The 1,011-nt window shown below is 59.4% G+C and carries 1 protein-coding gene; it reads right to left on the bottom strand.

Annotation, left to right across the window (positions count from 1 at the left end; translation table 11 throughout):
- Nucleotides 1-1,011: toprim domain-containing protein (locus AAY47_RS18595; protein WP_047771779.1), on the bottom strand; the 1,011-nt coding region annotated here is incomplete at both ends.

Here is a 1,011-nt window from a genome sequence, read left to right on the forward strand (position 1 = left end):
GCAACAGCTTGAGCGCATAGGCGGCCTGCCGTACCCCTTCTTCTTCCGCTATCGCTAAAATCTTGTGCTGGAGATGGGTTTCGCCCAGATAGAACAGACTTTGCCCGGTCATGGCGCTGTACTGGGTACGCTCTTCTTCCGGCATCAGGTTCAGTACGGCCTCCATCAATGAGGATTTTCCGGCGGCGCTGCTGCTTTGGATCAGGACGGCTAAGGGGTTGGGCAGTTTACGGCTCACGGCAGCCAAAAAGCCGGCCAGTAAGTTAGTGGACTCACCAACCACGCCACAGGCGGCTAAGTCAGCGGTAATACGGGCAGTCAGATAGGGATCTTGCAGCAAGGCCAGCGCTGCCTTTTGTTCGGCGTCACTCATTGTCGGCACATTGACCACTGATACCTTGCCGCCTTGCTGTTGCCATTGTTCAGCAGCCAGCAACACCTGCCCCAGCGCCCGCCGCAGATCCGCTTCGCCCAGTCCCAGCTCAGTGGCGGCCATGCGGGAGTAACTGTTACGTGAACGGCCGCTCATCAGATCAACCCCGTCGGCGAACAACACCCCGCTTTGCCTGTCCAGCACCTGCGCATTGAGTTTCATCGCAGCGGAACCTGCCTTAACTGATCCCATGCCGCGCAGACACCATTGCAGTGTGCCGACTGACACGAGCAGCTCGCCATGCTCACCCGACTCACAGACCACATTCGGCGTCACGCGGGGCGCCGGTTCGGCGGCTAAAGGGGAAGCGGGTTCGGGTGCTGTGTCTGGCTCAGGTGTCTGGCGCTCTAGAGCCACCATATCCGCCGCCTCCTGCATCGGTACAGCACGCTCAATCAGCAGAGCAAAGGCGGTTTCGGGTTCCGCCATCTGACACAGATATTCATTGGCATCCCTGCCCGGCGGGAACACCACGCGCAGCGGTGTGATCCCTTTGGCAACCAGTGCTGACGCCAGTTTCACCGCCGCCTCATTGCCTGCGGTATCGTTATCAAAGGCGATCAGCACCTGCTTAATGT

Source organism: Xenorhabdus griffiniae, assembly GCF_001028135.1.
Lineage (GTDB): Bacteria > Pseudomonadota > Gammaproteobacteria > Enterobacterales > Enterobacteriaceae > Xenorhabdus > Xenorhabdus bakwenae.